The 17805-nt window shown below is 38.8% G+C and carries 27 protein-coding genes; 5 read left to right on the top strand and 22 right to left on the bottom strand.

Going from position 1 to position 17805, the window contains the following annotated elements; genetic code table 11:
- Window positions 1-444 precede the first annotated feature (444 nt).
- A complete protein-coding gene (locus BTA31_RS20920) occupies window positions 445-909 on the bottom strand; it encodes an SMI1/KNR4 family protein (RefSeq protein ID WP_076793958.1) in 465 nt (154 codons plus the stop codon).
- A gap of 18 nt (window positions 910-927) precedes the next feature.
- On the bottom strand, window positions 928-2814 hold the full coding sequence (locus BTA31_RS20915) for a T7SS effector LXG polymorphic toxin (RefSeq protein ID WP_076793955.1): 1887 nt from the start codon (window positions 2812-2814) through the stop codon (window positions 928-930).
- 236 nt (window positions 2815-3050) lie between these two features.
- On the opposite strand from BTA31_RS20915, the gene BTA31_RS20910 reads away from it, so the two are divergent.
- Window positions 3051-4190 carry a response regulator aspartate phosphatase gene (locus BTA31_RS20910; RefSeq protein WP_076793953.1) on the top strand — a complete coding sequence of 380 codons (1140 nt, stop codon included), beginning with the start codon at window positions 3051-3053 and terminating at the stop codon, window positions 4188-4190.
- A gap of 162 nt (window positions 4191-4352) precedes the next feature.
- Here BTA31_RS20910 and BTA31_RS20905 read toward each other — a convergent pair whose 3' ends face one another.
- The 20 genes from BTA31_RS20905 to BTA31_RS20810 form a co-directional block, all read right to left on the bottom strand.
- Window positions 4353-4736: an ArpU family phage packaging/lysis transcriptional regulator gene (locus BTA31_RS20905; protein WP_076793951.1), complete on the bottom strand. Its 384-nt coding sequence runs from the start codon at window positions 4734-4736 to the stop codon at window positions 4353-4355.
- A gap of 98 nt (window positions 4737-4834) precedes the next feature.
- Window positions 4835-5626 carry a hypothetical protein gene (locus BTA31_RS20900; protein ID WP_076793949.1) on the bottom strand — a complete coding sequence of 264 codons (792 nt, stop codon included), beginning with the start codon at window positions 5624-5626 and terminating at the stop codon, window positions 4835-4837.
- 125 nt (window positions 5627-5751) lie between these two features.
- Complete coding sequence (locus BTA31_RS20895; RefSeq protein ID WP_422109666.1) at window positions 5752-6054, bottom strand: XtrA/YqaO family protein; 303 nt, start codon at window positions 6052-6054, stop codon at window positions 5752-5754.
- Window positions 6055-6093: 39 nt separating this feature from the next.
- Entirely contained in the window at window positions 6094-6771 is a 678-nt protein-coding gene (locus BTA31_RS20890; RefSeq protein ID WP_076793947.1) for a hypothetical protein, read from the bottom strand.
- Window positions 6741-7199: a RusA family crossover junction endodeoxyribonuclease gene (locus BTA31_RS20885; RefSeq protein ID WP_076793989.1), complete on the bottom strand. Its 459-nt coding sequence runs from the start codon at window positions 7197-7199 to the stop codon at window positions 6741-6743. The genes BTA31_RS20890 and BTA31_RS20885 overlap by 31 nt, the downstream gene beginning before the upstream one ends.
- Window positions 7200-7334: 135 nt before the next feature.
- On the bottom strand, window positions 7335-7595 hold the full coding sequence (locus BTA31_RS20880; RefSeq protein WP_076793945.1) for an IDEAL domain-containing protein: 261 nt from the start codon (window positions 7593-7595) through the stop codon (window positions 7335-7337).
- Window positions 7596-7702: 107 nt separating this feature from the next.
- Window positions 7703-7897 carry a Fur-regulated basic protein FbpA gene (locus BTA31_RS20875; protein ID WP_094777458.1) on the bottom strand — a complete coding sequence of 65 codons (195 nt, stop codon included), beginning with the start codon at window positions 7895-7897 and terminating at the stop codon, window positions 7703-7705.
- Between the two features lie 16 nt (window positions 7898-7913).
- Window positions 7914-9218 carry a replicative DNA helicase gene (gene dnaB, locus BTA31_RS20870; RefSeq protein WP_076793943.1) on the bottom strand — a complete coding sequence of 435 codons (1305 nt, stop codon included), beginning with the start codon at window positions 9216-9218 and terminating at the stop codon, window positions 7914-7916.
- Entirely contained in the window at window positions 9193-9474 is a 282-nt protein-coding gene (locus BTA31_RS20865) for a replicative helicase loader/inhibitor (protein WP_076793939.1), read from the bottom strand. The genes dnaB and BTA31_RS20865 overlap by 26 nt, the downstream gene beginning before the upstream one ends.
- A 2-nt stretch (window positions 9475-9476) precedes the next feature.
- Entirely contained in the window at window positions 9477-10289 is an 813-nt protein-coding gene (locus tag BTA31_RS20860; RefSeq protein ID WP_076793936.1) for a hypothetical protein, read from the bottom strand.
- 167 nt (window positions 10290-10456) lie between these two features.
- Window positions 10457-11407, bottom strand: coding sequence for a recombination protein RecT (gene recT / locus BTA31_RS20855; RefSeq protein ID WP_076793929.1), 951 nt, complete (start codon window positions 11405-11407; stop codon window positions 10457-10459).
- Window positions 11400-12350 carry a YqaJ viral recombinase family nuclease gene (locus BTA31_RS20850; RefSeq protein WP_076793926.1) on the bottom strand — a complete coding sequence of 317 codons (951 nt, stop codon included), beginning with the start codon at window positions 12348-12350 and terminating at the stop codon, window positions 11400-11402. Before BTA31_RS20850 ends, recT begins: the two co-directional genes overlap by 8 nt.
- Entirely contained in the window at window positions 12350-12529 is a 180-nt protein-coding gene (locus tag BTA31_RS20845; RefSeq protein ID WP_017474946.1) for a hypothetical protein, read from the bottom strand. The genes BTA31_RS20850 and BTA31_RS20845 overlap by 1 nt, the downstream gene beginning before the upstream one ends.
- Window positions 12530-12648: 119 nt before the next feature.
- Window positions 12649-12864, bottom strand: a complete 216-nt coding sequence (locus BTA31_RS20840) for a YqaI family protein (protein ID WP_076793924.1) — start codon at window positions 12862-12864, stop codon at window positions 12649-12651.
- 12 nt (window positions 12865-12876) lie between these two features.
- Window positions 12877-13071 carry a hypothetical protein gene (locus BTA31_RS20835; RefSeq protein ID WP_076793922.1) on the bottom strand — a complete coding sequence of 65 codons (195 nt, stop codon included), beginning with the start codon at window positions 13069-13071 and terminating at the stop codon, window positions 12877-12879.
- 143 nt (window positions 13072-13214) lie between these two features.
- Window positions 13215-13403: a hypothetical protein gene (locus BTA31_RS20830; RefSeq protein ID WP_026586501.1), complete on the bottom strand. Its 189-nt coding sequence runs from the start codon at window positions 13401-13403 to the stop codon at window positions 13215-13217.
- Window positions 13404-13670, bottom strand: a complete 267-nt coding sequence (locus BTA31_RS20825) for a hypothetical protein (RefSeq protein WP_076793919.1) — start codon at window positions 13668-13670, stop codon at window positions 13404-13406.
- Entirely contained in the window at window positions 13667-14194 is a 528-nt protein-coding gene (locus BTA31_RS20820; RefSeq protein ID WP_076793917.1) for a helix-turn-helix domain-containing protein, read from the bottom strand. The genes BTA31_RS20825 and BTA31_RS20820 overlap by 4 nt, the downstream gene beginning before the upstream one ends.
- A gap of 66 nt (window positions 14195-14260) precedes the next feature.
- Window positions 14261-14452, bottom strand: coding sequence for a hypothetical protein (locus BTA31_RS20815; RefSeq protein WP_076793915.1), 192 nt, complete (start codon window positions 14450-14452; stop codon window positions 14261-14263).
- Window positions 14453-14463: 11 nt separating this feature from the next.
- Window positions 14464-14691, bottom strand: coding sequence for a helix-turn-helix domain-containing protein (locus BTA31_RS20810; protein ID WP_076793912.1), 228 nt, complete (start codon window positions 14689-14691; stop codon window positions 14464-14466).
- Window positions 14692-14839: 148 nt separating this feature from the next.
- On the opposite strand from BTA31_RS20810, the gene BTA31_RS20805 reads away from it, so the two are divergent.
- The 4 genes from BTA31_RS20805 to BTA31_RS20790 all read left to right on the top strand — a co-directional run.
- Window positions 14840-15187 (top strand): helix-turn-helix domain-containing protein, encoded by a 348-nt coding sequence (locus BTA31_RS20805; RefSeq protein ID WP_076793909.1) that lies wholly within the window; start codon window positions 14840-14842, stop codon window positions 15185-15187.
- A gap of 193 nt (window positions 15188-15380) precedes the next feature.
- Complete coding sequence (locus BTA31_RS20800) at window positions 15381-15851, top strand: ImmA/IrrE family metallo-endopeptidase (RefSeq protein WP_076793906.1); 471 nt, start codon at window positions 15381-15383, stop codon at window positions 15849-15851.
- Between the two features lie 96 nt (window positions 15852-15947).
- Complete coding sequence (locus BTA31_RS20795; protein WP_076793903.1) at window positions 15948-17267, top strand: hypothetical protein; 1320 nt, start codon at window positions 15948-15950, stop codon at window positions 17265-17267.
- Window positions 17257-17805: hypothetical protein (locus tag BTA31_RS20790; protein ID WP_142243765.1), on the top strand; the 549-nt coding region annotated here is incomplete at its 3' end. The genes BTA31_RS20795 and BTA31_RS20790, both read left to right, overlap by 11 nt.

Here is a 17805-nt window from a genome sequence, read left to right as displayed (position 1 = left end):
AATCTCCAGGAGGACGCTAAGATTTCAAGGAGCCATGTGAAGAAAATGACTTCCTGTGCAAAAACGGGATCTCACCGCTTGCGTTCCCCGTGACTATCGCGCGCAATCCTGCATAGACTCCAGCCGCTCCTCCTGTGAAGCTGACGACCTTCATCATCATTCGATACATCCGGGTGCACACTTGATAAGGGAAAGGTGCGTCTCCCATTCTGGCCAATAAAAAAGCGGCCACCAATCAGCTGCACAACATCCGTGTGCAAAAGATCAGTGTCCGCAGGCTCTCCTTCTTGGACTCGATATTCACGTTCGTTTTTCTTGTCTCTATCGTATGACAAAGTAGAATAGAAAAAGTCCCCCATTTTATCCCCCTTTTTGTCGGATTTTTATCGGATTGGAACATAAAAAAAGCACTCAATCAGAGATTAAGTGCTTGAATATATTAAATTATTCTTCATCGTCCCACTCTTCGTCTTCTTCCCAGTTTTCTTTAGACTCCTTCAGGTCTTCCATGAAAAACTCTAGAAAATTATTTGCAACAACATCTCCGTAACCTGCGTCATTAGCCCATACAATTACAGGACACTCTCCGTCTTCCATTTTATTTGTATCGAGGCAATAGGCGAACTCATCAACATACTCTATTACAACTATCCCATCGGGTAAATCATAATATTTCCTATAGTCCTCAGTTTGCTCTACAACATAGGCCCCCTCAAGGTCATATCCGATTATTTCCACACCGAAAATTCCACCTGAGCCATAGTTTTTTAAAAACCATTTATAACTTTCGGGAAGAACAACATTGAGGTGATGCTCGATATCAGCTATCTTATTTTCACTCACGCCACCTGTAAAATCATCCTCTTCTGCATATTTTTCAATGAAATTTTGAACTTTTGAGTAATCCATTTTATTCACCTACCAAATTTAATTTTCAAACTGTTCTGCTCTCCATTTCCAATACCTTTTTCTAAAGTTGTTATATTGTAGCCGGAGTTCTTTATCGTTCCTAAAACTCTCGCCACCTTTTTTCAGACCGTGTAGAACTTTAAAATTGTTCTGATGTACTGAGGAAGGGATTTCAACCATTGGACCTGGCTCTTCTTGAATTAAATGATGAAGGTTGACTAGTGTTCCATCTTTAGCATAAGGGGCATTTCCTTTTTTCATTCGCTGAAGGTTGGTTTTCCCTTTTCGGTCCTTTTGGTTTATGTCAATTTCCTTAAGTGTATAAACTCTTCGGTTAATATTCTTGTTTTTTCCGGCTGCATTTACTTCTCCTTCTATTTCTACTGCGCCAAATCTTTCTTTATTTAACCAAGGTACTTTTATATTTTTTCCTGTAAACGGTTTTCTGCTTATATCAGAAACTTTCTTCGCAAACTGAATAAGACTGTCTTTTATATGCTCCCCATTAAGTGCATGATAAGGGACTTTACCCCCACCTGCAAACTGAACTTGCGGCGCAAAAGGGTTGTGTATTTGAATTCCTTTTATGTTTGAAGCGACCCTTTGCATCGATTTCTTGAAAGACGCTACGCTTTTTTCCAAAGCTTGTTTCGATACTTTTTTAGAAGCTTTAGTTGCTTTGGCAGCGACCTGCCCTACCTTCCCCGCTTTGGCGGCTTTTGCTGCTTTGTCAACGCCTTTAGAGCCAACAATCGATGTACCGACCATTCCAATGGCATAGCTAAACCATCTGGCTTGGGTGTAAGAATCACCATTGACGACATCTCGTTGATACGAGTCTTCAATTCCTTTTTTCATAATATTGAATGTGACATCAGGATGATGAAGCGTAAAGTTAATGCCCTCAATCGTTTCGTCTGCGTGAACGACCATGTCCCATAGGCCTACAGCAGTGTCGACAACTGCATTTTTGAGTCCTTCAGCACTTCCTTTAATTGCGTTGCCAAAATCACGAGCACCTTCAATTTGATTGAAATACCGTTGTTGCCAAGGGGAAAGGTTTTCGTAGCCAATTTCCGTAGCCATCTCATAAAACTCTGAAGCCGTTGAAAAATTATAATCATCAAGCTTCTTCTTGAGTTTAGCAATTTTATTATCCTGTTTGCTAACTTCGCTAACTTCTTTTTCAAGCTTCGATCTCTTATCCAGCTTATCCAACATAACGCCCATCGCGGTGTCTTGGCCACCACGCAAAGCATCCATCTCATCCGGCTTTAAAATCGTGCCTTTTTGATAGCCGGTAATTTCAATTTTAGGCCCTGTGTACATTTTTTCAAGCCGGCTTATGTACCTCTGCATCGTTTCCAGGTCGTTTTCAGCGGTTTTAAGGGCGTTTGTTTGCTCGCGGTCAAACGCATGCAGCTTTTCAAGTGTCGTGCTGATTTCCTTTATTGCTTTCTGATTTTGTTCATGAAAACCGTTGTCATTCAAATCCGGTAAATCAACGATATGGCTGACTTTTGCGATCGTGGTGTTGGTCTTAGAAACCAAATTTTTTGTTGTGCGATCAGCGGCATTTAAGCCATTCTCCAACTCGTGTTCGAGAAAGGATTGAGAAATAAATCCGTTATGGTTGGGTTCCAGGGAATTCAGCGCGCTTTTCATTTTTTTCAGCGTAGAACTGTATTCCTCTATGAAACTGTCATAAAACTGTAGAAAAGGGGTGTGACATTCCTCGTAAAAGGCGCGGATCGCGTCGCCGCCTTTTCCTTTTAAAGCATCATCAAGTGATGTGATGCTGTCAACGGCCTTTTTGACTTTGGCGAATTCGTCTAATTGATGTTTTAATTGTTCCAGCGTTTGATCAATGGCTTTGTGCAACGCCTGAACATCAAGAGTCTTCATAGCATTCTCCTCTAATACTAAAGTGACATACCTCGAAATATTTTACCACTTTATAGAAAAGAATTGGTGAATAAATCCTGATCACCTATGAAAATGAATCAAAGTGATTAGGTCAAAGAAACTATTGGTGTTGAATTGTGTCAACAATATAAAACGATTGTCAAAAACTCATCTTTTTTGTAAAATACAAGAAAGTATGAAAATGGAAAAGGGTATCCTAGGGAGGGGCTATCAATTTGACTGAAAAAATTTCGTCAGCGGCTGTCGGAGTGAAGATAAATGAATGGTATAGGTATATAAGGATTTTTAGTGTACCTGATGCCGAAATTTTAAAGGCAGAGGTCGAACGAGATATTCAAGAAATGGAAGAAGACCAAGATTTGCTTTTATATTACTCTTTAATGGAATTTAGGCATCGCATTATGCTTGAGTACATTGCACCAAGCGAAAATTCTTTTTCACGCCCATCGATTTCAGAATTGTTGCACAATATAGACAACAAACAGACTCGCTTAAAAGGCATCCTCGAATACTATTATAATTTTTTCCGTGGTATGTATGAAAATGAGAAAAGAGAATACATAGCCGCCATTACTTACTATAAACAGGCAGAGAACAAACTTGCTCTTGTAGAAGACGAAGTGGAAAAAGCGGAGTTTTTCTTTAAAATTGCAGAGGTCTATTACTACATGAAACAGACATATTTTTCGATGCACTATGCACAAAAAGCTCTGGAGAGATATAAAGAACAAGAAACATACAATTTGAGAATTATCCAGTGTCACACAATAATGGCTGGGAACTGGATCGATGCAAACAGGTATGAAAAAGCAGTGCTTCATTTAAAGAAAGCCTTAGAAATGGCTGAAGAAGAAAAAAACAAACCAATGATTGCCCGAGCGCTTTATAACATCGGCGTTTGTTATTACAATCAGGATCTGTACGAGCAGTCAGTGGATCATTTTCAAAAAGCAATTTCAATTTTTAAAGAAGAGGGCTTCATTAAATCCCTCCCGCAAGCATACTTTTTAATGACACAAATTCATTTCAAACAAAAAAACAAGAAGAAAGCTCAACTCTTTTTTGATGAAGGGTGTGAGCATTCAAATGATGTTGGCGACTCAATTTATAGCCTAAAATTTGAATTTTTAAAAGGTCTTTATTTAGATGGCCCTGACACCCAAAAAATTGATCATTGCTTACTTCATTTAGAATCAAAAAAAATGTTTCCTGATGTAGAGGATATGTCACTAGACGTGGCTAAATACTATCATGAGAATGAATGTTTTGAAATGTCATCTCTCTACTTTTTAAAAGTAGAGGAGGCAAGAAAACAAACACAGCGGGGGGATTGTTTGTATGAAGTTGAAGTTTAAAGCACTAACAACATCTTTGGCCGTAACAGCCGTTTTGCTTTCAATTGGGTTTATAAATGTAGTGTCAAGCAGTTACCACATTGCAGAAAGGCTCATGGTTTAAGCAATCAAATAATAAATAGCGGACTCATAAGAGTCTGCTTTTTTTGTTCTTAACAGCCCTCAGATAATCCCAAGAGCTGTCGCCAAATTATAAATGGCTCGCCGTTTGACCTGATAGTATTTGTCCTTTTTCAATCCCATCTCCATATAAATCTCAATGTCCTTTATTTTTTGGGGAGAGAGATACTTGGCCTTTATAATCTTTAATTCATCATCATCAAGGCTTTGTTTAAGCGCCCTGTCCATCTGGCAAACTTTCAATTCATTTAAAGAGTGCTGATCCCTGAGCTGCGGGAAAAGGTTATTCATCCCGGCCGCTTCCCGTTCTTTCCGGTTTTCAAGCTGAACCTTCAAAGCCTTATATCTTTTCAGCTCCCTTATAATTGTATTTCTGACTTCTTTTTCGTCTATAGCCGGCAAAAAAGACAATTGTTTGGCTAACAACGTCTATCCCTCCTTAAAATAAAAAGGACACCAAACAAACGCATTACAGCGTTAATTCAGTGTCCGCAGGCTCTCCATCTTGGACTTTATTAAGTTTATTATTCTATAAACATCTTCTTATCGCAAAGTTCCTCTATTTTTATTATCTTTGTTTCGGTACATAATTTAGGGTTCGGTTTATTCCCTAATAAAATTAATTCCTTATTAATGGCATGTAATACATACCAATCTCCATTATCATAACTCTCCTCACTTGTTGGAGTGTTGTAATGACTTTCTTGTTCAGGCTCTTCTTTTATAAGAATATGTTTTTCTTTTGACCATTCAATTAACTTAGATACCGGCTTCATTATTGCTGGAATTGGCAAAGAGAAAACAAAGGATAAAACCAGTATAGCGGTTAGCTTATCTACCTGGTTCTCCCCTTGGATACTTCCAACAATAAGCCCGTTGAAAGCAAAATAGAAAATGCTTAAACAAATAACAAAAGTGACAGCAAGGATACGCCTGCCCCAATCCGTTTCAAAAAAATTTAAAAATCGTGAATCGACTTTGTTATTAACAAGAACTATCAGTAAGAATAATAGTTCCCCAAAAAACACAGCAATTGTACTAACTAAACTAGATATGTTCATATCGGCTGTCCACTTTGGTACACCAGTTAAAATTACCATAGAAAAGAAAACCGACGTCCAAAATGCTGTTTGCCATAGATAACTCCAGCTCATTAATAAAAACAATCTCTCTTTAGAGAAAAGCTTCTTTTCAAAAATATTTGCAGATAATAGAGTGATTGGCCTAAATGTTATAACAAAAATGTAAAACAAGATACCCGCAGCAGCTATATAACCAGGTAATCCAATTCTTATCAGAAGACTAAACACATCCATAATTTCTCCACCTTTAATTAATAGTCCTTTTTTAAATCGACAAATTATGGATTTGTTTTAGTTGTTTAGGGAATTTACATTCAAATCATACTCCCTAACAGGGACAACTGGGCGGCCCCTGCTTTTTATCTGAATTTATAAGACGACTCAAGCTGAATTCTGGAAAAATCACCTTTTGCCGTTTCAATGATCGTTTTTCCGTGTTCCGGCGCCTCAGCTTCATAAGCTGCACCGTTTACGCCATCTAAAACGATGACAGTTACTTTTCCGCGCTGAATTTTGCTTTTAACTGAAAAATCTTGATTGATGTCTAACTCTTTTGGACGGTTCACCTGCATCGCTCCCTGTGCTATGATAGAAGTGCCCATATTGTGTACCATAGCCGGAGCGATCGCTTCGGTTTTTTTATTGGTTAATTTAAAAGTCATAGAGATGGACGACTTGTCCATCCTCTATGCAGTGATTGATCATGCAGCACCGTGTTCCTCATCTTCCTGGTCATCCTGGCTGTCATTATCAGCTGACGCGGCTTCTTCTGCCGGCGCATCGTTTTCTTGCTTGAATAGCGGCTCTGCTTCTGCGTCCTGGTCTTGCTTCCAGTCCCACCATGTATCTGCAAGCGGCGCAACTTTCGCGAAATATTGATCCATTAGATCAACAATTTTGCCCGAAGAGATGTCAAGCTCCGACGCCAATTTGCTATAGGATTCACCTTCAATTTTGCGCTTCACGAAGTTAGGGAAGTCGCTCGGAAACTCCTCGAAATTAGGTGCCATTCCGCTGGTGATAAACTCCTCTATAGTGATCCGTTCGATCTGTCGTTTTTCTTTTTTGGTTGGAATGTTTTCTTTAGGCAGTCCAAGCTCAGCCTCAAGTTGTTCGGGCTGCGGCTCAACCTCTGATACTACTCCATGCTGATCAACCTTATAGCTGGTTGTAGGTTTGTTCGTGTTTGGATTGATTTCAACGTTATAATTGACCAATGTTGATTCCAGTTGAGATTCCACTTTTTGATCAATCATTTCAGAGAGGTGTTGAATCTTCCCGTCTAAATCCGCGCTATTGACCTCCAAGGTAATTTCCATTAAGCCCTTCGGTTTCATATTCACCTTTTTTACGATTGCTTTGAAATCAATGAAAGACATAATTGTTCCTCCTCCTGGGATAATGGGATGACTTTAATTTCAATTCTTGGTTTCTCGCTATAAAATTTACTGACATGCAAATCTACAATTTGACTGTCATCTTGCCATAGCACTTTGTTCAAGCCGTCCTTGATACCCTTGATATAGTTATCAACGTCCGGCTTTTTGCTGGGCCTGAGCTCTCCTCTTTCAGCTGCAGCGGCCTTTTTCTTGCTAAAACTCTTAAGAGTCGATTTATAAACCTTTACTTCTAACTCCAGCGGCCCTTTGAATAGATTAGGAGGGCGATGATCAGAAGCGGCCAATTTCACATACTGCTTGAAATCTCTTGATTTCTTAGGATCATACATCCGCACCATTCCGTTGATAGTCGTCGCACGCGGACGACCTTGCGCAACTGGCTCTCCGTAAATCGTGAATTCAATCATTTCTGTGGCTCTCCTATTCTGATAAATAATGTGATGGAAGAAAGGTCAATCTGATTAACCTCATTCCGTTGACTAAATGAATTTCAAAGCCGATATTCCAATTCAGAAGCACGATGGCAAGGAAAAACCTCGGCATTATCTCATGACCTCCCGGCGTCGCTCTGCCAACTCGTCAAACCATTTTTTATCTCCCAAATCCAAGGCAAGATCAATGAGCACTTGAAAATCTTTATCTCTCAGTCGTTCATCGAGTTTCGTTACAGAATGAATAGAAACACGCGATAGAGTGCCAGAAGGGATCTGGACTAAAAGAACATCTTGTGCTTTGTCCACCACAAATGCATTTCCTTTGTATTTTCGTGTACTTATATAAACCCAATCGCCAATTCTAATCAATAACCTCTACCTCCCGTCATCAGATAGCCAGCTATGAATCTTTGATTCTTCTCTTCTGGCGTGAATGATAATAAATGCTAAACAACGTAGTGATTGAAACACTCTCATCAATCTCCCGCCTCGCATGACATTTTACGGCCAAAATTACATTTCACTTTTATGTGAAGCCGCTCAAGCTCGGCAAGCGGTAACTCATAGAGCTGACGGCCATCATCTGATTCATATTGACCATATCTGATAAGCTCATGAATCAAATAATCCTGCCGCTCACTGGCGGTGTCTGTCGTTAATTTTTCACTCAATACAATTTCTCCTTTCTTATCCGACCAAACCGGCATCCATCTGCCTGGCAAGGTTTATGAATCTTCCGTACTCCTTGATAAAGCTTGCTTGTATCATGCCAGTTGGACCGTTTCGCTGCTTGGCAAGATCAATTTCAATGATGTTTTTTAGTTCAGAATTCTTGTTGTAGTAATCATCGCGGTACAGAAACATAACGACATCGGCATCCTGTTCAATGCTTCCGGATTCCCTTAAATCGGACATCATCGGCCGCTTATCTTGCCGCTGCTCAACCGCCCTGGATAACTGAGAAAGAAGGATGATCGGGATCTTGAATGCCCGGGCCATTTCCTTCAAGTCTGCTGTAATGCTCCCGACTTCTAAGTCCCTTCTTTCATATTTTCCAATCGCCCTGATGAGCTGCAGATAGTCGATGATGACCAAATGCTTTTTGTTATCCGGATTTTCTTTTTTCGTCTTTCGAATTTTTGAACGTATATCTGCAAGTGTTTGAGCAGGTTGATCGTGAATGTTGATATTCCATTTTTCATATTCTCCAATGGCTTTCGTTGCATTCTCATAATCGCGGTCACTAAAGAATTTTCGTGGGTTCTTCCACTTCGATCCCTCGATGTTCCCAAGATTGCTGAGTAGGCGGTGAGTCAATTGCTTGTCCGGCATTTCAAGTGAAAATATGTCGGTCACTCCGCCTTTCTCACAATTTGATTTCCCCATGTGTAATGCAAAAGCGGTTTTTCCCATCGATGGGCGGGCGGCTAACACAATTAAATCGTCATTCTGCCAGCCGCCTGTCATAGCGTTCAAATCGATTAATCCCGTGTTGATGCCCGTGATGTCCTCCTTTTCTTCGTGCATGTCATTGTAAATCTCCATGAGGACATCCTGTTTCGTTCGAGTTTTTTCAATGCCCATTTCCTGAAGTTCCATTGCTCGTTTGTACAGCTCCGTGATCCCGTCGTCGGTCGGAGTGTTTGCGAACTCAATCGCGGTCTTTTTCATTTCTCGTAATCTATAAGCATCGTAAATCAATGTCTGATACCCCAAGAAATTGGCGGTGCTGGCCACTGCACTACCTAAGTCCGTTAAATATTGAAGGCCGCCTACTTGCTCAACGGAATCGCCTAATTTTGTAACCGTGGTAACCATATCAACGGACTTTCCGAGCTTTTGAACCTCACGCATGGCTTTAAAAATGACTTGATGTCTCGTTTCAGAAAAATGCTCGGGCTGCAGAGACAATTCTTTAATCAGGTCACTTTCTACGAGAATGCAGCCGAGCAGAGCCTGTTCAGCCTCAACGTTTTGGAGAATATTTTGCATGGCGTTCCCACTCTTTCTGTTTTGCTAAAAATTCGTTTTTCTCTGGCTGTCTGACTTTAATCTCAGCAATAGATGGTGGAAATCTGTTATTTAAAATGTGCTCGTCCACTTTCGCGAGAACCGGTTCATATGGCAATTTGATAAGATGATCAATCCAGAGTTCAATTCGCTTTTTACCAACATCGCCGGTTAAATCAAATTTTGTATAAGCAGCAGCTATTCTTTGCAGGATCTCCATTGCCCGGTTCACTTCCACGTTTATCCCCCCATCTGAATACCGCGCTCTCTGGCGTATTCGGCCAAAGCATCAAAACTGTTCTTAATTTTCTTATTCGGGAACTCTTTGACATTCGATTGCTGTTGCTTAAGCTTGGCCCATCGATCAAGAATGCCTTTTTCACAGTAAGCAAAAGATTTAATGGTATCGGCACGATGTTTCGGCTTGTATTCGTCGAATATTTCATCAATCCATTTCAGGATGTTCTCCAAAGGAATTTGGTCTTTAAGAAGTCTGTTGATTGACTGCGAATCCATTGGCGATAAAAACAAGCTGCCTTTCCTCTGCAGAAATTTGTTTTCAATTTGTTGAAAAGCTGAGAGTTTCTCTTCCTCTTCTTCTCTTCTTAAATTCTTTAATTCTTGTTTTTGTTCCGCGATCGTTCCGTGATCGTTCTGCGGTCGTTTCGCTAAAGGTTCATTATCCGTTTCGTGAAACGATTCATCTGTAAGGCTAAACCCTTGATACAATTGATATTTAACGATGGTAAACAGCGTTCCGCTATCCGTTTCGCTAACGGTGATCATTCCATTTTTCACGAGTTTTTTCACAGAACGTAAAATGGTGCTTTTTGAGACTTTTTTAAACGCCCTTCCTTCTTTAAATTCAAGGTCGTCACATAATTTTGAATAGGATCTTATGTACTGACCTTTTTTCAGTTCAATACCGTTAATTTTTATTCCGTCCTGATGACTTGCCTTTAGCAGAAGTAAGGTGAACAGCCGAAATGTCGTTACATCACTCCATATCTCATGATCAACTATCTTCCGGTGCAGCTTAATCCATCCCTGCACGTCAATCTCCTCCTTTCCGTTTACAAAGAGCTGTCATGCCGCTGATGCGGACTAAATATAAATTAGGTTCACTTGCCCTTAAGTATCCCTCAACATAGGCGCGGAACAATTCAGCCCGGTTAGAAGCCCCTTCCGTCATCCACTTGTAACAGAAGGGAATTGCCACCTTAATCATCGAATGGGAACTCATCCTGCTTGGTGTTTATAGGCTCGCCATTGAATGGATCAGCGTCGTCCTGCACGCTTGGTTTTACTTCTTGATTTTCTTCTTTTGTCTGTTCGGGTTCAGGGGCATTGATAACCGGGACATCTGAACTCCCGTGAACTAATTCATCATCATATACTGACTGTGCTTCTGCTGTTATATCCTTACGAACCGTCTCATCCTGAGAAACTTGTTGCTGAATTTCTATGCTTATCGGAAGGTATTTCCACATACGACGAATGACAGTTTTCTTTGCCATTTCTTCATAGTCTGTTTTCCATGGGCCGTTATCCTTCGATTTACTCCGTTTACGCACGTTTTCAACATCTTGCTTGCTGAATACTTCGAATTGATAACCGCCATCTTTAAAGTGGGCAACTGCATAAACATGAGTCATAGCCCCTCTGTTACCTGTCGCGGGTTTATGGATCAGCTTGGGATGCAACCCCAATTCATAGACAAAATCATCGGCTTCATGGACAGTATGAGCATATATGCTTTGTATATGTCCTGATCGCCTGGCAAGATCAATCATGCCTTTATAACCAATGATGAACTGAACCTCTTTTACCCATTGATCTGGCGCTCCATTTTGACCTTTAATTTTTCTATTGAATGGTACAAGGTAACAGTGTCCTACTATTCCGGGTTCGAGTCCTAACTGGGCAGACTGCATAACTGCACCAAGTAATGAAGCTGGTGAACACTCTTGCAATGCTGGATTGTTCCTAATCGTTGTCAAAACAATTCTTGTTATTCGCTCTGGTGTAATGTGTTTCGGCAAAGCTTTTTGAAGCTCTGGCTGCAGTTTCTTAAGATAACCTGCAATAGTTTTAGGTTCTTCCTCTGACTGTGATTGAACAGCATTAACTTTATTTGCTAACTGATTACGAATATCTGCGTTTTTAGCCATTTTCTTTAAGCTCCTTTACGCTGAATCTTCTATGAGTTGAAGGTTTAGTGAATTTTTCAAAGAGTTCAGGGTGTTCAGCAGCGAATGCTTTCTTATCAAAGCGGTTAGCCGTGACAGTTTTCCAGATGACTCGGACATTGCCGGCACTGCCCTTCTCATACTCTCCAAGCATCCCCTTTAATTGGTTTTCTGCCTCTTTCAGCTGTTCTTTTGCTTTATTCTCTTCGGCCTTGGCTTCTTTATAGCGCTCAATTAGTCCATTCGCCGCAAGAGGCAGTTCTTTTTCATCCTCAAGACCAACAGGGTACAAATGGGTTAAAAGATCTGTGGAAGCCTCAGAACCATCAAACATAGGCGGAATCTCATTTAGGACATGGTTTTCCCAAAATTCTTTTTCAACCTGAATGAGATACTTGATAAGCTCTTCGTCCCGTTCTACCTTCTTATAAACGAATTTGTTTCCGCCAATTAAAACAGCAATCCACCAAGCTTTAAAACCTGTCACCGCCATATAATGCTGGCATTGGACCAGGTAAGCGTCCGGAACTTCCTCACCATGCCACTCGTTCTTGAGGTATTCTGACGCCGTTTTACATTCTAGACCCACTTGTTCACCAACAATGAGCCTGTCAACATTGGCAAGCATAAAAGGATAATCAGGATGCTGCAGAATGGCCTTTCGACGGCGTACCTTTTTACCCGTCCACTTTGAAAACTCCCTGGCAACCGTCTCCTCGAGAATATTGCCCCAATATGCTGCCTCGCCTGATGAATCCTCTTTCGGAGCCTGCCCAACCTTATCCAAATAGACAGACATTGGTGTTTTCCACTTACTTAGGCCGGCAATAGCCGCGGCGTCAGATCCACCGATACCTGCTCGCCGCGCTTCAAGCCATTGTTCCTCTGTCATGTTCTCTGTTGGCATGTAAACCTGTGCCAGCATCAAACACCCACCCTTCCACGGAAGCTATTCAATTGAAGGTAACGTTCAAACTGTTCCTTTGTATCGAATTGAAAAGCAGGCTTACGGTCTTTCACAGTGATTACACCCTTTACTTCTGATAAACGCCATTGATCAAATCGATCTGAACTAAAACTAATGATTCTATATGGTTTTGCCATGTATTGAAACCTCCTTGTTTTTCACGAGGCATTTTGATAAACTATCATCATAAATCGTGTGTATTGTGAAAGAGCCCTCATCAGCCCTTTCACCACCCACTTGTACAGAGTGGGCTTTTTTATTTGCCCGTATAAAATTCAAATTCAAGCTCCTCTTTTAAGTAGCGCGGCAGGTTATCGATAAAAATGATTTCGCCTTGATTTTTATCAAAGACATAATCATCATGAGCCAGCGATACCTCTTCACCATAGAAATCCCTGACTTTCTCATCCTCTTTTGGAACAGACGCGGGATTGCCCGTACGCTCAATTTGAGTGATGATTGGATGATCCATTCGATTACCCCCTTACAATTTGTGTTTGTCTAACGTCTCGGAAAGGTCGCGAGCGATCTCTTCTAATGCCCCCTGAAGCATAGTGATGTCGTCTGAATCAGATAGTAACTCAGCTTTGGTCTTTGCTACACAGATCGCCATACGTAGTTCTCCAGCAACTTTTGTTGCATGAAGCAGTTCTTCTACAGAATCAAATGTTGCACCCATAATTTCACCTTCTTTCTGATGCTTGCGCGCATCGTCACAGCCAGGGACGGTATATGGAGGGTATACAAATATACAAATGGAATGGATATGCCCCCAGCCATGACGACAAGCACAAGCTGGCTTGCCGATTTTCAGATAAAGTTTTATAATGAATTCACAACGTCTTTGGTTGAAGCAGTGAGCGTGCCGGCTTGCTGCTTTTTCATTTGTAATGCCCTTCTGATATCCGCTTCTACAAGTAAAAGAAGAGCTGGATTTTCTCTCATTCTCTTACAGTCTTCACGAACCTCTGAGCCTTTCTTTAACTGGCTTACAGTAAAAACAAATTTCATTTAAAACATCCTTTCCAATTTTTCGATTAGTTCTGAAGGAGATTGAGACTGTTCCATAATCTTCATAGCATCTGAAAATTTCCGCTTATTTTCTCTTAATCTCTTAAGCTCGTTATGGGATTTTTGAATATCCCCAATAAAACGTTCCGCTTTGTTTGAATCCCCTTCATGTACAGCTTTAACTAGCATTTTTGATAATTCTTCGATACAAATTACTTCAGCAACCATTCTTTTCAAATCTGACCTAAAAAGTTGATTAGCTGTCATTTCGTAATCAATCCTCGTGTTAAAAGCTTAAGCTTGTGTTTACTCCACATCTTTAACCAGTTAATCGAATATTCTTTGCAGATCACTGCAACAAATTGAGTAAGTGCAGTTATAACATCAAGACACTCTTGAATTGTTTTTTCGATAGATGTTTTATCTGAAACAGAATCAGGCTTAATCGTGAAAATTTCCATATGCTCTTTTAAAGAATCGATTGCTTCTGTCATTTGAATAGTTGATTGTACAGCAGCTGTCATACGATTAACCTCAGCAGCAGGGCCATCTAATCTAATTGGCCCCCACCCTGAATACTCAGAAGCTGCCTCAATAGCTGACCACGGATCATTATGCTTTTCACTAAAGTACTCGGTCACCTCTGGTTGAACCCGGTGCCGGCCGTTTTCTTGATGGGATATAGACTCCCTTGACATAAATAAATCATCTTCCATCGCCATTCGCTGCTGCGTTAGTTTTGCGTCTTTCCTTGAGGTTTTGGCAGCTTGTGATGCCCTACCAAATTGCATTACTAATCGCTCCTTTTCTACCTTTGTCATATTTAATTTTTGATAAGCTATTAACAGAAAGGATTACTAAACAACTTTAGTTTCAATGAGTGCATTAATTAATTCAGTGTATAACTCAGATACAGGCTTTTTATGTTCCCCCCAAATGCGGATATACTTAATTGCTTTCTCTGGATCGCAATAAGACAACTGAGCAATTTTTGACGGGATAGCCATTCTCTTTTTGAGAAACTCTGGATCAACAGGAAACTGGTTCATTTAATTACCCCCTATGTAGAATCTGATTTTTGTGCATTTTTCGCACAAAAATCCTCAAAAAAAATTGTCCAATCAATATCGAATATTTTTGCTAATCGCTTTGCAACTTTAACGCTAGGTTTTTGTCCATTCTCAATTTTTGTATAATAGGATCTATCAATTTCAATAAGATCTGATACTTGTTTTTGAGTTAGACCTTTTTGATGCCTTATCTTCACTAACTGTAAGTTTTTATTCATTTAATCACCTCCTGTGCATTTATTACACAAATTATAACGTGCATTTTTTGCACAGTCAACATCTTTTGTTTGTTTTTTGCACATAATATTACTTGTGCATTTTTTTCACTTATAATTTAACAAAAGACTGATTAAGGAGTTATTTTAAATGACTTTTGGGGATCGAATTAAACATTTAAGAAAAGAGAAAGGTCTTTCTCAACAAGAACTTGCTGACCGTTTAGGTCTAAATAGATCAACATATGCGAGATATGAGCTTGAATCTACACAGGCAGATTATGATACCTTAAAAAAACTTGCAAATTTCTTTGGTGTTTCAATTGATTTTCTCCTGACAGGAAAAGAACATGAGGGCTCCAGCGATGATATGTGGAAAGAATTTTTAAATCCTAAAACTCAAGTGCTCTTTAAAGATCTAAAAGATGCACCAGAAGAAAAAATTGATGAGTTAATTCAGTTCTGGGAGTTCATAAAAGACCGCGATAAAACAAACTAATAATGATATATTACTTTGTTTTATTTAGAGCTTTAGAGTGTGAACTTTTTTAAATTTCCGCTCTGAATATGGACAATATCCTTTCGTTGGTTTATTATGTATATCGTTTACATCTTTTACTAAGCCTTTGGGCTTTTCTTTTTACCTTGAATGCGAACATATATTCCTTTAGTTTTTAAGGAGGCAACTACAGATGAAAACTATAGTCCCCCATAATACACATCTCGAGGATTGGATTGAGGCATTTTACAAGGAAATGAAAATTTCAAATCCTCATGAATTGGATCTCTTAGATATCTCGCATCGATTGGGATTAAAGGTGGAATTTCTAAACATAGGTAGTCGTTATTATGATGGAGTAATTATTCTTGATAATAGGATTTCCCCTCAAGAACAGTGGCAAGATTTTGGTCATGAACTTTGTCATGCTCTTAGACACGAGGGGAATCAATTGACTATGTCTCCCCTTTTTGCTGAGTTACAAGAGATGCAAGCCAAAATTTTCGCTTATAAATTTTGTGTTCCCCTATTTATGTTAAAGCGATTAAATTATTTAAAAACCAAGGCTATAAGCGAGATTGCAACTCTTTTTAATGTTACAAATGAATTTGCTCATGAAAGAATAAATATTGGTATTAATCTTCCTTTACATAATGATACTTAACTTTGTCTTTTTTTGTCGAAAAAGAAATTTTTAAAAATTTTTTTGATAATATAGACCTAGTCAAAGCTATTCATTTAAATGAAAGAAGGTATATAAATGATTAACAATAAACAAATCGGTGTTAGAAGTCTTGATATCCAAACTGGACTTATAGGTTATCAAGATCCTTATCTTGATTTAAACCTTAGACAAACAATTTTAATAGGGAAGTGTGCAAGTTTGGCCTCCCATTTAAGAGGCATTCATGTAATTGAAAATTTTGATGGATTAGTTGTTTTAGCATCTAAATTAAAGATTCAGTTTGCAGAGCTAATTTCGATATTGAATATTCTAGAGGATATTAGATACATACGTATAAAAGGTAGTAAAAATCGTCCAAGTAAGATCGAGGTTTTATTGGATAAATTCGACACCACTTATGAACGGTTAGGAGAGTTTTGGAAACATAGCTCCCCTCAAGAATTTGAACAACAAACAATTGAAATTATAGATAGATTAAGTAAGTTTAGTTTATCTCCAAGAAAACTTAGAACCGACTTTGATTTGGACCAAAATAATATCGATAACCTTTTATTCATAGGAAAAGAAGGTGGTTTCATCGATAGCTTTACAAATCAGAACACTGAAGAACAAGTGATTTTTTCACCAATTTACATGGAAGAAAACTCCAGTCAAATTATGAATTTCTTGTCCCAATATGATGAAAAAGAAGTACAAGATGCCCTTCAACTACTTAAGGTTAAGCCTGGATTTCCTTTAACGGATTTAAACTTAATTAAGAATGATATATTATTAGAAATTATGAAAAATAATTTAATACAGACTCCTGCTATTGTAGCCTCGGGCGGCAAAGTTAATTTTATGTTTAGCCCATTTACAGAAGTAGACGATAAACAACTACTTAAACATGCAAGATATGTTGTTGCCGCCGTTAGGTACGGGGAAAGTTTTTCTAAAATATCTGCTTTAAGATCTCCTGAATTATTTTTACAAAGATTATTAGACCGAGGTTATATTGGCGAAACTCCTCATAGTGATATTGAAGCTCAATATGGTGTCCTTCGAGATTGCGGATTAGGAAGAATAGAAGAAATAGGAAATAAAAGATATAGATTTTATTTAGCCGATACAGATTATGCTAGAATGGTTGTTAAATTAGCTCAACAAATTTTGTTTACAGACACAGATTTTGACTCAGAATTGACTAGGGGCATCATTGGGGAAGCCTGGGAAGAAAGAAAACTCCTTACAGAGTATGAATTTAACGGATACATCCCTAACCTTGGGAACCTTAAATCCATTAGTAGAACCTTAGAACAAAGAATTGGATTGAATACGACAGCTGAACAAAACCGTGAGATAAATAGTGTATTAAATAAACTTTTCCAAAACGGAGGAGAACCGGATGTTTTTTAATGATAGGGATTTTAAACAAAAAATAAAATTTCAAAGAATTATGTGGCAAATGGGTTTTTGGACTAGAATTGAAATTCCTGTAATTGCTTATGAACTGGATGCAAAAACACAATTACCTAAAAGACATGACCTCACCGATATGGATGTTTACGGTGAGAAAGTAAATAATGATTTTTATATCATTAAACAACTTGGTGATTGTAAGTCCGGAAAGAATGTAAAAATGGTTGAAAGAGTTTTTTGGTTAAAAGGCGTCATGGATTATGTAGGAACTAATAAAGGATACTTAATAAAAAATAAAATCTCTCGTAACATCAGGGTCATTCTAGATAGACTTAATATTTATGGAATAGACAATAACAATCTCATTGAGATGGAAAGAATATACAACACCTCAAAGATTTCAAATCTTTTTAATGAAGAATATTATACAAACAAATTAGAAATAATTAATTCTCTTACTGACGAATATTCAATGATTTATAAATACTTAAACGTGAGATATTGGTTTAATGATAATCCAACAAACTTAAAGACA

Origin of the sequence: Bacillus haynesii, from assembly GCF_001969855.1 — a bacterium.
Classification (GTDB): domain Bacteria; phylum Bacillota; class Bacilli; order Bacillales; family Bacillaceae; genus Bacillus; species Bacillus haynesii.
This window is presented reverse-complemented; position numbering and strand designations above follow the sequence as displayed.

Coding starts and splice junctions, on each gene's coding strand:
- BTA31_RS20920 (WP_076793958.1), bottom strand. CDS start 909: ATGGATTACTCAAAAGTTCAAAATTTCATTGAAAAATATGCAGAAGAG.
- BTA31_RS20915 (WP_076793955.1), bottom strand. CDS start 2,814: ATGAAGACTCTTGATGTTCAGGCGTTGCACAAAGCCATTGATCAAACG.
- BTA31_RS20900 (WP_076793949.1), bottom strand. CDS start 5,626: ATGGATGTGTTTAGTCTTCTGATAAGAATTGGATTACCTGGTTATATA.
- BTA31_RS20895 (WP_422109666.1), bottom strand. CDS start 6,054: ATGACTTTTAAATTAACCAATAAAAAAACCGAAGCGATCGCTCCGGCT.
- BTA31_RS20890 (WP_076793947.1), bottom strand. CDS start 6,771: ATGTCTTTCATTGATTTCAAAGCAATCGTAAAAAAGGTGAATATGAAA.
- BTA31_RS20885 (WP_076793989.1), bottom strand. CDS start 7,199: ATGATTGAATTCACGATTTACGGAGAGCCAGTTGCGCAAGGTCGTCCG.
- dnaB (WP_076793943.1), bottom strand. CDS start 9,218: ATGCAAAATATTCTCCAAAACGTTGAGGCTGAACAGGCTCTGCTCGGC.
- recT (WP_076793929.1), bottom strand. CDS start 11,407: ATGGCTAAAAACGCAGATATTCGTAATCAGTTAGCAAATAAAGTTAAT.
- BTA31_RS20850 (WP_076793926.1), bottom strand. CDS start 12,350: ATGCTGGCACAGGTTTACATGCCAACAGAGAACATGACAGAGGAACAA.
- BTA31_RS20845 (WP_017474946.1), bottom strand. CDS start 12,529: ATGGCAAAACCATATAGAATCATTAGTTTTAGTTCAGATCGATTTGAT.
- BTA31_RS20840 (WP_076793924.1), bottom strand. CDS start 12,864: ATGGATCATCCAATCATCACTCAAATTGAGCGTACGGGCAATCCCGCG.
- BTA31_RS20835 (WP_076793922.1), bottom strand. CDS start 13,071: ATGGGTGCAACATTTGATTCTGTAGAAGAACTGCTTCATGCAACAAAA.
- BTA31_RS20830 (WP_026586501.1), bottom strand. CDS start 13,403: ATGAAATTTGTTTTTACTGTAAGCCAGTTAAAGAAAGGCTCAGAGGTT.
- BTA31_RS20825 (WP_076793919.1), bottom strand. CDS start 13,670: ATGACAGCTAATCAACTTTTTAGGTCAGATTTGAAAAGAATGGTTGCT.
- BTA31_RS20820 (WP_076793917.1), bottom strand. CDS start 14,194: ATGCAATTTGGTAGGGCATCACAAGCTGCCAAAACCTCAAGGAAAGAC.
- BTA31_RS20815 (WP_076793915.1), bottom strand. CDS start 14,452: ATGAACCAGTTTCCTGTTGATCCAGAGTTTCTCAAAAAGAGAATGGCT.
- BTA31_RS20810 (WP_076793912.1), bottom strand. CDS start 14,691: ATGAATAAAAACTTACAGTTAGTGAAGATAAGGCATCAAAAAGGTCTA.
- BTA31_RS20805 (WP_076793909.1), top strand. CDS start 14,840: ATGACTTTTGGGGATCGAATTAAACATTTAAGAAAAGAGAAAGGTCTT.
- BTA31_RS20800 (WP_076793906.1), top strand. CDS start 15,381: ATGAAAACTATAGTCCCCCATAATACACATCTCGAGGATTGGATTGAG.
- BTA31_RS20795 (WP_076793903.1), top strand. CDS start 15,948: ATGATTAACAATAAACAAATCGGTGTTAGAAGTCTTGATATCCAAACT.